Source organism: Sorangiineae bacterium MSr12523, from assembly GCA_037157775.1.
Classification (GTDB): Bacteria; Myxococcota_A; Polyangia; order Polyangiales; family Polyangiaceae; genus Pendulispora; species Pendulispora brunnea.
This window is the reverse complement of the sequence record CP089982.1, coordinates 2,655,939-2,670,634: the sequence shown is the minus strand read 5'-3', so window position 1 is coordinate 2,670,634 and position 14,696 is coordinate 2,655,939. Positions and strand designations below refer to the sequence as shown.

Sequence of the window (14,696 nt, the reverse complement as noted above, 5' to 3'; positions counted from 1 at the left end):
CTCCCGAAGGGTGCTGAGGAAGATCGGGAGCGGGAGGGGGAGCGGGAGCGGGAAAAGAGCTGCTACATTGTTCTGGGTGAGGAGTCTCGGTGTCGGTGTGCTCGCGTGGGTGCTGGTTGGCTGCGGGCGGGCGCCGTCTCCTCTTTACCCCGCGCTCGAGGGCAGCATCGGCATGACCCACCGCGGAGTGCTCACCGGCTCGATGGAGATCCCGGAGGAGGGCCCCGGCTACCGGTTTTTGCGCGACAACGACCGCCACTACGCCACACCGCGTTTCGCGAAGGCGCTGATGCGCGCGGCCGCGCAGGTGGAGGAGCAGCGCCCCGGCGCCGTCCTGGTCTTCGGAGATCTCTCGAAGGCCAAAGGGGGTACGCTCATGCCGCATTTCTCCCACCGCAATGGGCGCGATGCGGACCTTCTGCTCTACGCCACGACGTTGGACGGCGTTCCGGTGGCGAGCCCCAACTTCATTCAATATGGCCCCGATGGCCTCGCTTTCGACAAGAAGAAGAAACGCTTTTACCGCCTCGACGAAGAGCGCGAGTGGCTGCTGGTGAAGGCGTTGATCGAAGATCCGGAGGCGCACATCCAGTGGATCTTCGTGCACCGTTACGTCAAAGCGCGGGTCATTCAGTGGGCGCGCGCCTCGGGCGAATCGCCCGAGCTCATTGCGCGCGCCTTCGAGGTGATGTGGCAGCCGCGTTCCCCCGGCGGTCTGCACGACGACCACACCCACGTGCGCACGACGTGCACGAGCGAGGAAGTCGCTCACGGGTGCGAGCCGTTCGGCCCCGTACGCGCATGGCTCGAGGGGCCGCTGGATGCACCGCCGCCGCCGGCCGAAGCGAGCGACGCGGAGCTCGCCGCCGAGTTGAGTCGCCCGCTCCAAGCCGCCGGAGTCCCCGCCCGCTCGGCAGCCGCCGCGCCATGATGGAGCCCTGTGCCAACGCCGAGCCGGGCCAGGTCCGACTCATACGAGGCGACGCCCTCGACATCGGCCAACACGTCGCCAAGGAAAGCGTCGACCTCGCGTACCTCGATCCTCCGTTTGCCGTCGGCGTCACCTTTCGTGCGCGCGCCGAGGCGCCGGGAACGACCTTGAACCGCGAATCGGGCGAGGTTGCCTACCACGATCGCTGGCCTTCCTTGGAGGCGTACCTCGCGTGGCTCGAAGTGCGCCTCGATCGCGTTCGCAGCGTACTCTCGCTCCAAGGCACCCTCTGGCTTCACCTCGATCAGCGCGCGGTGCACGAGGCCAAGGTGGCGTGCGATCGCGTTTTCGGGCGCCCGTCGTTCTTGGGCGAGGTCATCTGGATCCCGGGAAACGGCAGCAAAAAGAGGCGCGGCCCGGGCATGAGCCATCAGACGATCCTGCTCTACACGCGGGGCAAGGAATACGTGTGGAATGCACACGATCCGGCCTTGCGTGCGCCGTTCGCCTCCACCAGCCTCGCGATGCACTTCAAGAACACCGACGAACACGGTCGCTCGTTCCGCGAGCGCACCTTGGGCGGTAAGACGTACCGCTATTACGCGGACCAAGGGCGCGCGCTGGGCAGCGTATGGAGCGACTGCCCGGCCATGGTCGCCAACACGCCGCTGCGCAAGGAGAGCACGGGCTACCCCACGCAAAAGCCGCTCAAGTTGCTCGAGCGCATCGTGCGCGCGTCCAGCGTGGAGGGGTCGCTGGTGCTCGATCCGTTCTGTGGGTCGGGCACCACGTTGCATGCGGCCGCGACGCTGGGACGGCGTGCGGTCGGGTCCGATATGAGCGAGCTTGCCATTGCCACCACCCGTCAGCGATTGTCGGACGCGAACATCTCCGTAACCGTGCAGGACGGCCATGGCTGAGCGAAACTTGTATCCATTGTTTCTTCACGTGCAGGACCGCGAGGTCCTCGTCGTCGGCGCCGGCTCGGTGGCCGAGAAAAAAGTCGAGGACCTCGTCTCGGCGGGTGCCCGGGTTCGCCTCGTGGCCCCGCGGGCGACCAAGCGGCTGCGCGCGCTCGCCAAGGAGGGCGCCCTCACGCACCACGCGCGCGCCTTCACCGAGGCCGATCTCGAGGGCGCGTGGCTCGCCGTCTCCGCCACCGGCGCCCGCGGCGTCGCCAAGCGCGTCTTTCAGGAGGCCGAGCGCCGACGCATCTTCGTGCTCGCGGTCGACGATCCCAAGCACGGCTCCGCGATTTCCAGCTCGGTGGTGCGGCGCGATCCGTTCGTGGTGGCCATCTCGTCGTCGGGGCAAGCCCCTGCCCTCACCCGCCTGGTGCGCGAGCTCGTCGAGCAGGTCCTCCCCGAGGATCACTGGGTACGCGCCGCCCGCGAACTGCGGACACGCTGGCGCGCCGAAGGTGCGCCCATGGGCTCACGCTTCGCCGAGCTGGTGCGCTCCTTCAAGGCTCGCGCGACGAAATAACCCCGCGGCCCGGCAAGCGGCACGTGGCCACGAGCCCTCCGCCGTTGCGATTTTCCAGCCGAAGCCGGCCGCCGTGGGCCTCGACGATTTCGTTGCAGAGTGCAAGCCCCACCCCGGTGCCCGTGGGCTTGGACGTGTAGAACGGCAGGTGCGCCTGCGAAAGGGCATCGGGCTCCATGCCGCGCCCGCGATCGAGCACGCGCAGCACGATGCCGCCGTCGAGGGTTCCATCGAGGCTCACGGCCACCTCTTCCGCACCGCTGCCCGATTCGCGCGCATTCTTGAGCAGATTGATGAGCACCTGCTGCAAGAGCCCCGGATCGAAAAATCCGGTGCGGTGCGGAGGCTTTCCCTCCAGCCGGAAGGGGCTGATGCGCTGCACCTCCGCCAGGAACTCCTCCCACTCCACCTCTTGGCGCTGCGGCCGCGGCACCTTGGCGACCTTCGCGTAGGCATCCAGGAACGCTGCCAAGTGCTTCACGCGCTCCTCGACGGCCTGGAAGATCTCCACCAGGCGCCCCGCATGCTGCGGACGCTCCAGCACACGCCGTCCGGAGTGGACCAAGGATTGAATCGGCGCCAGCGAGTTGTTCAACTCGTGGTTGATCACGCGGATCGCGTTCTTCCACACCTCCACCTCCCGGCGGCGAAGCTCCGGGGTGAGTCGCTCCACGGTGAAGAGCGTGTGCGTCTGCGCGTTGATCTGGAACGAGCGCCGCGTGGCGCGGAATGTCTCGTCGCCCTGTTCGTCGGGGGACTTGAAAAGCACGTCCTCGGAGGCGAGCAGCCCTTCGCGCAGCGCCTTGGGGCACGCCGCGAGAATATCGTCCCAGCGCTTTTCCTCGAGCCGCTTGCCCCCACCGAGGTACTCGCGCGCCGCGCGGTTGGAGAAGACCACGCGACCGGCCTCCGAGGTCAGGATGGTCGCCACCGGCGCGCCCTGCAGCAACGTGTCGAGCAGCAGCTCGCGCTGAAAGACTTCGCGCCGCTCCTCGCGCATGGCATCGGCCAGCTTGTTGTAGAGGCGCAGAAGCTCGCCAATTTCGTCGTCGCGATCGACGGCCAATCGCAGGCTGAAGTCGGACGCCTGAAAGCCTCGAACCCCGTCCGCGAGCGCCGTGAGCGTGCGCCGCACCGAGCCCGCCGCGGTGCCCATGGCCACCAACGTGAAAAGGCCACCGGCGGCAAACGGCGCCCAGAGCACGAGATTCGACTGCGGCCACCGGCGGGCCACGTACGCTGCCACCATTGCCGTCACCGCGACCCCCGTCAGCGCAATGGTGGTAAACCTCGACGAAAGACTCATTTCATCCCTTGAAGCGTCGCTCCAAGACGATACCGAGCCGCTGCATGCGGCGGTAGAGCGCCTGACGGCTGATCCCGAGCCGCGCCGCCACCCGCGAGATCATGCCATCGCATTCGCGAAGCAAAAGCTCCAGCTCGCGCCGCTCGCTCGATCCTTCGGACGAAGGCTCCGCCGGTTCGGCGGCCGCGGCGGGTTCGGCGCACGCGAGCCCCAAATCCTCCGCACTGATCTCGGGCCCGGTGGCCACGATGCTCGCACGCTGGATGCGGTTCATCAGCTCGCGCACATTGCCGGGCCACGCATACTCGGTGAGCGCGGCCCGGGCCTCGAGGGAAAGCGGCTTCGGTTTTCCCTGCGATTGCCCGCGCGCGAGAAACTCGATGGCCAGGGGCAACACGTCCTCTCGACGCTCGCGCAACGCCGGCACCTCGATTTCGATCACGTTGAGGCGGAAGAGCAAGTCCTCCCGAAAGGTGCCCTTGGCAATGGCCGCGCGCAGGTCGGCGTTGGTCGCGGCCACGATGCGCACGTCCACCTTGCGCGTCTCGCTCGAACCGAGACGCTCGAACTCCCCGCGCTGCACGGCGCGCAGAAGCTTCATTTGCCCTGCCAAAGAGAGATTGCCAATCTCGTCTAGAAACAGCGTCCCGCCATGCGCCGCCTCGAAGCGGCCCACGCGCCGCTTGGTCGATCCGGTGAACGCGCCTTGCTCCGCGCCGAAAAGCTCCGCCTCGAGAAGGTCATCGGGCAGCGCCCCCGCGTTCACTTTGATGAACGGCGCCGCGCGCCGGCGGGAGTTCGCGTGCAATATTTCCGCGATCATCTCTTTTCCAGCCCCATTGGGCCCCGTGATGAGCACCGGCACGTCGGCCGACGCCACCTGACCTGCGAGCGACACCACCCGGTGCATCGCCGCACTTCGGTACACGACGCCGCAAAGCTCGTACTTGCGGGCGAGCTCCTCGCGCGCAAACGCCTTTTCGTGCTGCAGGCGCGCATTCTCCAAAGCGAGTTCGCGCAGGCGCAGCAGGTTTTTCACCGATGCGACCAGCTTGTCGTCGTCCCACGGCTTGGCCAGGTAGTCCGCGGCCCCGGCCTTCACCATTTCCACCGCCGACTCGAGCGACGACCACGCCGTCATGGCCAGCACGGGCAACTCCGGATCGAGCGTTCGCAGCCGGCGAAAGAGCGCGAGTCCTTCCGCTCCGGTGGTGGCGCCCTCACTGAAGTTCATATCCTGGATGACCACCCCGACGTCGTCGCGTTCGACGCATTCGATGGCCTCTTCGGGATTCTTCGCAATCACCGCCTCGAGATCGTTCACCTCGAGAAGAACCTGGAGCGCCTTGGCCACCGCAAGCTGGTCTTCGACGATCAGGACCTTCATCACGCGCATGTTCTCACGATCTCCCTTCGCTAAATATTCCGCGTTGCCACAGCCGGAGAAATCCGCGCGCCGCGCATGGCCGGCGAAATCGCGGAAACGAGCCCTACGACCCAAAGCAGGACCATGCTGAGTGCCAGGAACGCGAAATCGAGTTTCGCTTGACCTTCGATCAGCGAAAGCACCGCCATGTTCAGGACCACCGCGAACATGGCGCCAAGGACGAGGCCCGTGCTCGTGACGAGCGATGTCTCGACCAAGAAGTACCGCACGATGGTCCCCGCCGTGGCCCCCAGGGCGCGCCGCGTACCAATCTGGCGCGTGCGCTCCGTCACCGAGAACGAGGTGAGCCCGGCCACCCCGAGGGCGGTCACGAGCACGAGGAGCACGTTCACGACGGCCATGGATCCGGCCACCAGCCGCTGCGGACCAAAATACATATAATGGATATACGAGATCGTCTTGGCCTTGATTTCACGGGCCTGATCGGGGCGCCACAATCGCGCGGGAAGCGCATCCGCCACCTCGGCCGCGCGCCCCGGCTCCGTTCGAATCAGAAATCGAGCATTCGCGTACGGGCTCGCCAGGCGATAGGGATGGAAGGAAGCATACTGGGAAACGGGCGAGTGTTTGTTGATGTACGGCTTGTAAAAGCGATCGATTACGCCCACGACACGTGAGCGTGACCGGTCGCTTTCGACGAAGGTCCTCCCAACCCAAGGCGGCTCGCCGAACGCGCGCCGGGCAAAGGCCTCCGAGACGATGACGTCGGTGTCGAAGGTGATGGCGAGACTGCCGTCGGGTTTGCGCTCACTCATCTCCACGGCGTACATGCGCCGGGTCGACTCGTCGATTTCCTCCGGGGTGAACATGCGTCCTTCGATGAGGGACACCTGCAGCGTGTCGAGCAGTCCTTCGTCGGTCGGATACATCTGCACGCGAATGAACTCCCCCGAGCCCCCTTCTGCCTGCACCAAGCTGGTATTGAGACCGTACGAGCTCCAAGGAGTCATGTACGTGTTGACGAGCGCGCGGACGCCGGGCATCGTGCGAATCTTCTCGCGATCTTCGCGCAGCATCTCGTTGATCCGCGTTTGGTCGGTTAGCGTTCGATCGAGCGGCCGCCCGACGACCGAGACGAGATTCTCGTCGTCGAAGCCCGAGGGGATCCGCAGGTCACGGCGCGCCTGCAGGATCATCGACGCGCTGTTGGCCATGATGGCCACGGTCAAGGCAATCTCCACCACGATGAGGCCAAATTTGACCTTGTGCCGGAGCATCGCACGAAAAATGGGGCCGACATCGATATCCATGTCACTGCAGCCGAAGGTAGGCGGACGGTGGTACGCGGCAGATGCGGTAGGCGGGATACACCCCCGCGATCAATCCGGCGACGAGGGAGCTGATGATGGCAAACCACAACATCGACCAGTCGATCTGAAAGAGATCGTTTCGATAGAAAATGTCCTCCGCATAATGGTTGACCCCAATGAGCGCGAGGGCCGCCAGCACGACGCCGACGATGCCTCCTGCAAGGGCGATGATTTCGCACTCCAGGACGAGCTGAAAGAAGATGTCGCGTTTGCTGGCCCCCAACGCGCGCTGCACACCGAGCTGCGGTGCCCGGGCGAGAAACTTTGCCATGAGCACGCCCATCAAGTTCATCGAGCACACGACGAAGAAAAGGACCGCGACGAGCGTCATCGCGTCCGTTTCGGGCGGTATCCCCTGCCGTTCCATCATCCAATGGAGGAGCGGCGTCACGCGATTGTCCATGCGCGCGAGAAAGCGGCCGACCTTACGCTGCCCCATGGCGTAGTCGTCGAGGAATCGCTTGTACGAGTCGACGTCCTTTTTGGTCGCAAGCTCGACCCACATTTGGAACCAACAGGTTTCCGAGGCGAGGACGCCTTCGTAACCGGGTGCCGGTTCGACTTTCCACCCGTGGTACGCCCCCGAGCTTCGCAGCTGCATCGGACGCAGGAAGTGGAACGGCATGTAGATGGACTCGGGTGGCGCCGTGGCCTTGTCGACCACCGTCAGATCGTAGGCGCGGATGGTGGGTGACCATCGATCCAAGACGCCGACGACACGGAAGGTACGCCCCTCGATGAACAAGTGCTTTCCAACGCTGTTGCTACCTCCAAAAAGGCGCTCGTTGATTTCCTGGTTCAAGACGACCACGGGTTCGAGCCCATCGTCGGCCTTGCGGTCCCAGGCCGCGCCATATTTGAAGGGCACGTTGAACATGGCGAAGAAATCGCCAAAGCACAAACGCGCCGACTCGCGCTTCGGATGGCTGCGATCGTCGTCGCGGGAGACGATGAGCTCCGACGGAAGCATGGGCGACTGTCGAACGGGAATGTTCGACTTCACGATGGCCATCGCGTCCATGTACGTGATCATCGGCGGGATCCCGTCTTCGTGCGGGACGACGGGATCCCAGGAATTGAGCCGCACGTAATAGAGCACGCTCGATTTCGACGGCACCGGGTCCTTGGCGTACGTGTGCCGCACGGTGGAGAACATGGTGGCCACGGCAACGCCGAGCGCGACGCCCGCCATGACGAGCAGCGCGTAACCCGGGCTGCGGCGCAGGCTGCGAACCACCATTTTGAGGTGATACCCGAGCACGGGCGCTCACCCCACCGCGGCGGCGAGCCGCAAGTCCTGACCTTTCACCAACGAGGGCGCGCGCTCGACCTCCACGGCGCGCCCATCGAGGATGTGAACCAATCGGTGCGCTCGCACCGCGCACTCGGCGCCATGTGTGACCATGACGATGGTGGTCCCTCGTTCATTGGCGCGCTCGAGCAAGTCGAGAATTTCGCGCGTCATGAGCGAGTCCAGATTGCCCGTGGGCTCGTCGGCCAAAATGAGCTTCGGATCGCCCGCGAGCACGCGCGCGATGGCCACGCGCTGTTGCTGCCCGCCGGAGAGCTGCGACGGCAAGTGGTGCGTGCGCGAGGAAAGGCCCACCTGCTCCAGGGCGCGCGTGATGCGATCTTTTCGCTCGGAGGCCGGGAGGCGCCGATAGCGCAAGGGCACGTCGACGTTGTCGAAGACGTCCAGATCGGGAATCAGGTTGAAGCTTTGGAAGATGAAGCCAATCTTCTCATTTCGAATGCGCGACATTTCGCCGTCGGACAGGCGACTCACGTCTTGGCCATCGAGGCTGTATTGGCCTTCATTGAAGTTGTCGAGCAGGCCCGCAATGTTGAGAAACGTCGTTTTGCCCGATCCCGAAGGTCCCATCACCGCGACGAACTCGCCGGCCTTCACGTGGAGCGTAAGGTCGGACAGCGCGTGCGTCTCCACCAGGTCCGTTCGATAGATCTTCTTGATGCGGGTCATGTGCAGCATGACGACGAGTTTCCTTTTTCCCAGCTCGAACGACAACCGTCCCTGGTGCCCCGAGGTCTGCACGGCATACGCAAGATCGGCACGCGCCCAGCGCCTCACCGCGGGCATGGCGAACACGAGGCTCACCGCCACGATGATCGCGCCGATCACATAGAGGTCGCCCTTACGCGGATTCATGATACGCGGGCCTCCAGCAATGGCCGTGCCCGCGCTTTTCGCGCCATTTTCCCGCGTTCCCGCGATAATTACGTCCCAATCGCGGGACCCGCCATCCCACAGCCGGACAACTGTCCGTCACCCCCGGACACCTGTCCGCGAGAGTGCTTAGGGCGTCCGAGCGCAAACGCCGCTTTATCGCTCCGAGTCGCTCGACTCGAGCCAGCGATGCAAACGCTCTTCGATCTCGGCGTCGCTGGCAGCGGGATGGCGACGGCGCAAGTTCTGGCTCATCATCGCCTCGCCGGCGGCGTAGAGCTCGAATGCCAGGAACAAGCGCTCACGAGCGCGTTCCGCCTCTTCGGCGTTCATTCTGTCCCTGCGGCCCTCATCGGCCTCATCTGCAATCGACTTCTCAGGCTGCGCCGGTTCATCCGGAAATCATAGCATATTCCGCGATTTCGCCCAGAAGGGCGTCTTTGGACTCGGGGCTGGAGACGGCGCGGGAGATGACTTCGCCGATGATGACCAAGGCGGGGGCTTCCAGGTTGGCGGCTTGGACCAACTCGGCGAGGGTGCCGATGGTGCCGAAGACGGCGCGCTCGTTGGGAAGCGTGGCCGATGCGATGGCGACGGCGGGGGTCGAGGCGGGGCGACCGGCTTGCATCAACTCGGCGAGGCGATCGCTGAGTTTGCCCAGGCCCATGTAGAAGACCAAGGTGCCGTCGCTGGGCAAATAGCTCGGCAAGCTCGCTTCACCGTCCGGTGTCGCAGCGTGCGCCGTGGCGAACGTCACCGAGGAAGAGACCCCGCGGTGCGTGAGCGGCACATGCAAACGGGCCGCGGCGCCCAACGCCGCCGAGATACCCGGGACCACCTCGAAGGGAATGCGCGCGGCGAAAAGCTCCTCGGCTTCTTCGCCGCCGCGGCCGAAAATGTACGGATCGCCGCCCTTCACGCGGATGACCTCACGGCCCTCCAGCGCGAGCTCCAGCACGCGCGGGTGAATCTTCGCCTCGTGATGGCGACAGCCACCGCCGCGACGCCCCACCGGAATGCGCTCCGCCCCCGCCGGCGCAAGCGCCAGAATCTCGGGCGAAACCAGCTCGTCGTACGCCAGCGTTTCCGCGTTCGCGATCAGACGATGCGCACGCACGGTGAGCAACTCGGGATCACCCGGGCCCGCGCCCACCAGCCAAACTTTGCCCCGTTGCATGCGCCGGTATCCAGTATCGCGAAACACCGCTTCAAGATAACGAACCTGCTGCGGTGCAGCAAGTCGCGACACGCCTATCGTTCATAAACGATGACGTTGTGGTACCGCGCTTCGGAGCCACCGGGGTTCTCGTACGCGTGCCCGACATCTGCCGGAAACGAAATGGAATCACCCGCGACAAGATCGTAGACCTCCCCTTCCACGCGAAGCCGCAGCGAACCGGTGAGCACCACCACCAACTCGTGGGTGCCCGGCGCGTGCGCCTCCGACACGTGGGTCGAACGGGCGGCCATCCGGAGCTCGTACAGCTCCACCACCGGCGATGCCCCAGCGGGCGCGAGCGGGCGACTCTCCAGCTTGCCATCGAGAGAACGCAGGATTTGAGCGTCTCCGCGCCGCAGAATCGACACGCCGCCCTTGGCCTCCCCAATCAAGTCGGCGAAGGGCACCCCGAGGCCCACGGCGATCTTCCAGAGGATGCCTAGCGTGGGGTTCGACTTCTGGGTCTCGATCTGGGAGAGGGCCGCGCGGCTCACCCCCGAAGATTGAGCCAGATCATCCAGAGACATTCCGCGTGCTTTGCGCCGCTGGCGGAGGTTCTCTGCGACCCGCCGTCCCAGCTCCGCCGCACCAATGTCATCGCCCAATGCCTCGGCGGCACGTGCACGCGCTCCCGGATTGCCCTTGCGAACAGCCAACCTGTCCTCCATTATTGTGGACTCAAAGTACGGTATAGCAGAACCCACACTGCCGCTGGAGACGCACCCTACCATGGAAGAGGATACGGCATCGCGGGGAAGCCGCGACGGACAATGTATTCGGAGGCGGGCCCCCCAACGGGCCTGAACAGGGCGCATGTCCGGCTCACAAAGCTCGAAAAATGGGGCAGTTGTGTGGTTTACGGGGCTCTCCGGCGCGGGGAAGTCCACCTTGGCCGAGGCCTTGCTCCCCCGGCTCCGGGCCGCGGGCAAGAAGGTCGAGCTGCTCGATGGCGACATCGTCCGCACCCACCTCTCCAAAGGGCTCGGCTATTCCCGTGAAGATCGCGACATTAACGTAGACCGCATCGCCTTCGTTGCGCACCTTCTCGCACGCAACGGGGTGACCGTCCTCGTGGCCGCCATCTCCCCCTACCGCGCATCGCGGGACCGCGCGCGGGAGACCATCGGCTCGTTCGTGGAGGTGCACGTTGCACCCCCCGTCGCCGAGTGCATCAAGCGCGACGTGAAGGGCCTCTACCAAAAGGCTCTCGCGGGCGAGATCCCCCAGTTTACCGGGGTCAACGACCCCTACGAAGAACCCCTTTCCGCCGAGCTCACGCTCGATACGAGCGCCATCTCGGTCGAAAAGGCCCTTTCCCAGATTCTCATCACATTGCGCGAGCTCGGTTACCTCGAGGAATCCGAATTGGCTCGCGCCGAGGCGCCCGGCGACGCGGCGAATCCATCATGAGCCAACAAGCACCGTTTCTCCCTCGTTACTCCCACCCGAAAGACATCGACGACTTCGTCGTCCAGCTCGAGCGCTTCGAGCGCGGCGAGATGGGGGCCGATGCCTTCCGCGTCTTCCGTCTGCAACGCGGCGTCTACGGACAGCGACAGGACGGCGTGCAGATGGTGCGCGTGAAAATCCCCTTCGGGCTCCTCGGCGTGACGCAACTCGAGGCCCTCGCCGACGTGGCCGACCGCTATGGGCATGGGATGGGTCACGTGACCACGCGGCAGAACGTCCAGTTTCACTTCGTGCAGATGAAGGACGTCGAGACCGCGATGCGACGGCTCGACGAAGCAGGACTCACCACGCGCGAGGCCTGTGGCAACACCGCGCGCACCGTCACCGGGTGCGAGGTGGCCGAGGTTTGCAAGAGCGCGCCGTTCGACGTCTCTCCGTACGCGGAGGCGCTCACCCGCTATTTCCTGCGCCATCCGCTGTCCGGCGGCTTGCCGCGCAAGTTCAAGTCGGCCTTCAGCGGCTGCGCGACCGACTGCGCGATGACGCAGATCAACGACCTGGGCTTCATCGCCACCGTCAAGGACGGCGAGCCCGGATTCAAGGTCGTGGCGGCGGGCGGGCTTTCGACGAGCCCGCAGGCGGCCATCACGTTGCACGAGTTCGTGCGCCCGACGGAAATCGCGCGCATCGGCGAGGCGGTCCTGCGGCTGTTCAACAAGCTCGGAAACCGCGAGAACAAGCACCGCGCGCGCCTCAAGTACGTGCTGCGCAAGCTGGGCGAGGAAAAATTCCGCGAGACGTACGCGCAGATCCGCGCGGAGGTCGATGCGGAAGCGACCGCGGAGCTGAAGTTGCCGCCGGAGCCGGGTCGCGTTCCCGCACCGGCCGTGGAGCCGCCGGCGGAGCGCCCCGCAGGCTTCCTCGCGTGGCGGGCCAATGCCGTCGTGGATCAGAAGCAAGACGGGTTTGCGGCCGTGTACGTGCGCCTTCATCTCGGCGAGCTCACCTCGAAGAGCCTGCGCGGGCTTGCACGCATCCTGGATCGGTACGGCGACGGTTCGTTGCGCCTCACCATCGACCAGAACGTGCTGCTCTCCTGGGTCCATCAAAAGAGCCTTCCGGCGCTGTACGTGGAGCTCTCGGAGCTGGGGCTCACGCGAAGCGGCGTGCACTCGGCGCGCGACGTCGTGTCGTGCCCGGGCGCGGAGTCGTGCAGCTTGGCCGTGACCTCGTCGCGCGCGCTCGGAGCTGCCATCGGCGAGCGCCTCGAGAAGGACGACGTGCGCGAGCTTTCGGCGATGCGCGATACGACGATCAAGATCAGCGGTTGCCCGAACAGCTGCGGGCAACACCACGTGGCCGACCTCGGCTTCCACGGCGGCGCCAAGAGCTTTGGCGGCACGACCGTCCCGGTCTATCAGCTGCACCTGGGCGGCGGGGTCGACGAGAACGGCGCGCGGTTCGGCAAGCAGGTCATCAAGATCATCGCGCGGCGCGTGCCGGATGCCGTGGTGCTGTTGATGAAGCTTTTCGAGACGGACCGCAAAGAAGGCGAGCGTCCGCGGCAATTCTTCCAGCGCGTCGATCCCAAGCGGGTCACCTTCGCGCTGGCGAGCCTGGCAGGACCGCCGAGCGCGGACAGCAACGAGGCGGTGGACATCGGCGAGACCGCGGGCTTCGTGATAGAGACGAAAGATGGCGAGTGCGCAGCCTGACGTGACGCAATCCGAGCTCGCCGACGCGAACGCGCGGCTCGAGAAGGCGAGCTACGCGGAGCGGCTCGCGTATGCCGTCGAGCGATGGGGGGAGCGGCTGCTCTTCACGTCGTCCTTCGGTGCCGGCAGCGGCGTGCTGCTGCACTTGTGGAGCGAGGTGGCGCCGCACCTGCCCGTGGTCTTCATCGACACGGGCTTCCTCTTCGACGAGACCCTCGCCTACCGCGATCGCCTTGCCGAGTCGCTCCACCTGACGATCCGCACGCTGCAGCCCTCTATTCCGCGCGATGATTTCATCGTCGAGCACGGCGCGGACATTCAGGGCAAAGATCCCGATTTTTGCTGCAAGATCAATAAGATAGACCCGCTCGCCCCCGTCTTGCGCGAGGCGCGTGGCTGGGTCTCCGGGCTGCGGCGCGATCAAAGCTCTACGCGTGCCAACGTTCCGATTCTGCTCGCGACCGACGAGGGGCACGTCAAAGTGCATCCCATCGCCACCATGTCGGCGCAGGAGGCGGCCGAGTACATGGCGCGCCACCATATCGAGGAACACCCGCTTCGCGCACGCCGCTTTCTCTCGATCGGGTGCTGGCCGTGCACGCGCGCCGTGGCCGAGGGCGAGGACGAGCGCTCCGGGCGATGGGCCGGACGCGGAAAGACCGAGTGCGGCCTGCACTCGGCGATCTACGTGCCTAAAACGCCCCCCGCACGCTGACGCCCAACGGTGAACGAGCATCGGGCCCCGTTCCGATGCTCCACGCGGTTTCCTTGGCGCGCTTCGGGGCGACCACCCAGAGAACCACGCCGGTGACCACGGCCGCGGCCCCGGCACCGATGAAGACCGTCGACAACGTTGCCTGCGTATTCGCGCGCGACTCGATGGGATCGAGCTCGCCGCGAAGACCCGGATCGCACGGGCGGTCGCCGCACTTCTCGCGAACGGCGTCGTTCAACTCGTTGCGCGACGAAAGCGCGAGCACACCGAACACGCCGCCTGCCACGAGCGCCGCGGCCCCGACGCCGCCCACGACATAGGCCGCCGTGCGCATGCCGCTCGATCGCTCCCCTTCCGCGGGAGCCCGCCTCGGTTCTCCGGCCCCCGCAACAGGTGGCACGGCAACGGCGCGATTGCGCAGATCGAGCTCCAGCTGCACCCGAGCCCCCGCCGCGGCCCGCACCGTCTTCTGCCACGGCTCCTTGCCATCGGCCCGAGCCACCACGGTGTGATCGCCACCGGGATCGACGATGATCTGCCCGAGCCGCTCGCGCGCAATGGTGCGACCATCGACGCTCACCGCGAGGTTCGTCGCATCGGCCGGGGCACGCACCACCAGACGAACCACGGTGCGTTCGATGCCCGCGAGATCGCCCACGATCTCGCCAAGCCGCGCATCGTTGCGCGCTTGCGCGAGGGATTCGGCTTCCTTGTACGCGTACCAAGCATCCTCGAGCTTGCGCATCTTGAACGAGCAATCGCCGAGATTCAGATACGCCCCCACGCTGGGCTCGAACTCGATGCTGCGCTGAAGCTCGGTCATCGCCTCACTGCATCGCCCCGCGAGAACGAGGCTTCGACCCGCACGAAAGTGCTGCTCCGCGCGCGCATGATCCGTCGGCTGCGCGCGCGCCACGAGCGGCACCGAGACGAGGAACGCGGCTGCCACCGCGGCATGGCCAAGCTTTCGCAT

General features: G+C 65.7%; 15 protein-coding genes. 6 read left to right on the top strand and 9 right to left on the bottom strand.

The window, feature by feature from the left end; genetic code table 11:
• Positions 1 to 76: 76 nt before the first annotated feature.
• From LZC95_10855 to LZC95_10845, 3 genes are read left to right on the top strand one after another with little or no spacing between them, the layout of a single operon-like run.
• Positions 77 to 931 (top strand): penicillin-insensitive murein endopeptidase, encoded by an 855-nt coding sequence (locus LZC95_10855; protein ID WXA97334.1) that lies wholly within the window; start codon positions 77 to 79, stop codon positions 929 to 931.
• Entirely contained in the window at positions 928 to 1,851 is a 924-nt protein-coding gene (locus LZC95_10850) for a site-specific DNA-methyltransferase (protein WXA97333.1), read from the top strand. The genes LZC95_10855 and LZC95_10850 overlap by 4 nt, the downstream gene beginning before the upstream one ends.
• Positions 1,844 to 2,416 carry a bifunctional precorrin-2 dehydrogenase/sirohydrochlorin ferrochelatase gene (locus LZC95_10845; protein ID WXA97332.1) on the top strand — a complete coding sequence of 191 codons (573 nt, stop codon included), beginning with the start codon at positions 1,844 to 1,846 and terminating at the stop codon, positions 2,414 to 2,416. Before LZC95_10850 ends, LZC95_10845 begins: the two co-directional genes overlap by 8 nt.
• Here the strand turns inward: LZC95_10845 and LZC95_10840 are convergent.
• From LZC95_10840 to LZC95_10805, 8 genes are all read right to left on the bottom strand, one after another.
• Entirely contained in the window at positions 2,394 to 3,722 is a 1,329-nt protein-coding gene (locus tag LZC95_10840; GenBank protein ID WXA97331.1) for an ATP-binding protein, read from the bottom strand. The two genes, LZC95_10845 and LZC95_10840, sit on opposite strands and share 23 nt — an antisense overlap.
• 1 nt (position 3,723) lies before the next feature.
• The gene (locus LZC95_10835) at positions 3,724 to 5,118 is read right to left on the bottom strand and encodes a sigma-54 dependent transcriptional regulator (GenBank protein WXA97330.1); all 1,395 of its coding nucleotides are present in this window, start codon (positions 5,116 to 5,118) and stop codon (positions 3,724 to 3,726) included.
• Between the two features lie 20 nt (positions 5,119 to 5,138).
• Complete coding sequence (locus LZC95_10830) at positions 5,139 to 6,419, bottom strand: ABC transporter permease (GenBank protein WXA97329.1); 1,281 nt, start codon at positions 6,417 to 6,419, stop codon at positions 5,139 to 5,141.
• A 1-nt stretch (position 6,420) separates the two neighbouring features.
• A complete protein-coding gene (locus LZC95_10825; GenBank protein WXA97328.1) occupies positions 6,421 to 7,740 on the bottom strand; it encodes an ABC transporter permease in 1,320 nt (439 codons plus the stop codon).
• 6 nt (positions 7,741 to 7,746) lie between these two features.
• Complete coding sequence (locus tag LZC95_10820) at positions 7,747 to 8,646, bottom strand: ABC transporter ATP-binding protein (GenBank protein ID WXA97327.1); 900 nt, start codon at positions 8,644 to 8,646, stop codon at positions 7,747 to 7,749.
• 174 nt (positions 8,647 to 8,820) lie between these two features.
• Positions 8,821 to 8,997: a hypothetical protein gene (locus LZC95_10815; GenBank protein WXA97326.1), complete on the bottom strand. Its 177-nt coding sequence runs from the start codon at positions 8,995 to 8,997 to the stop codon at positions 8,821 to 8,823.
• Between the two features lie 58 nt (positions 8,998 to 9,055).
• Positions 9,056 to 9,841: a uroporphyrinogen-III C-methyltransferase gene (cobA, locus tag LZC95_10810; GenBank protein WXA97325.1), complete on the bottom strand. Its 786-nt coding sequence runs from the start codon at positions 9,839 to 9,841 to the stop codon at positions 9,056 to 9,058.
• A gap of 74 nt (positions 9,842 to 9,915) precedes the next feature.
• The gene (locus LZC95_10805) at positions 9,916 to 10,539 is read right to left on the bottom strand and encodes an XRE family transcriptional regulator (GenBank protein ID WXA97324.1); all 624 of its coding nucleotides are present in this window, start codon (positions 10,537 to 10,539) and stop codon (positions 9,916 to 9,918) included.
• Between the two features lie 157 nt (positions 10,540 to 10,696).
• Between LZC95_10805 and cysC the strand changes: the two genes are divergently transcribed.
• Genes cysC through LZC95_10790 form a run of 3 tightly spaced genes read left to right on the top strand, consistent with a single transcriptional unit; the run spans position 10,697 to position 13,723 of the window.
• Positions 10,697 to 11,293: an adenylyl-sulfate kinase gene (cysC, locus tag LZC95_10800; protein WXA97323.1), complete on the top strand. Its 597-nt coding sequence runs from the start codon at positions 10,697 to 10,699 to the stop codon at positions 11,291 to 11,293.
• A complete protein-coding gene (locus tag LZC95_10795; GenBank protein WXA97322.1) occupies positions 11,290 to 13,008 on the top strand; it encodes a nitrite/sulfite reductase in 1,719 nt (572 codons plus the stop codon). Before cysC ends, LZC95_10795 begins: the two co-directional genes overlap by 4 nt.
• On the top strand, positions 12,989 to 13,723 hold the full coding sequence (locus LZC95_10790; GenBank protein ID WXA97321.1) for a phosphoadenylyl-sulfate reductase: 735 nt from the start codon (positions 12,989 to 12,991) through the stop codon (positions 13,721 to 13,723). Before LZC95_10795 ends, LZC95_10790 begins: the two co-directional genes overlap by 20 nt.
• Here the strand turns inward: LZC95_10790 and LZC95_10785 are convergent.
• Positions 13,701 to 14,696, bottom strand: a complete 996-nt coding sequence (locus LZC95_10785) for a hypothetical protein (protein WXA97320.1) — start codon at positions 14,694 to 14,696, stop codon at positions 13,701 to 13,703. The genes LZC95_10790 and LZC95_10785 overlap by 23 nt on opposite strands.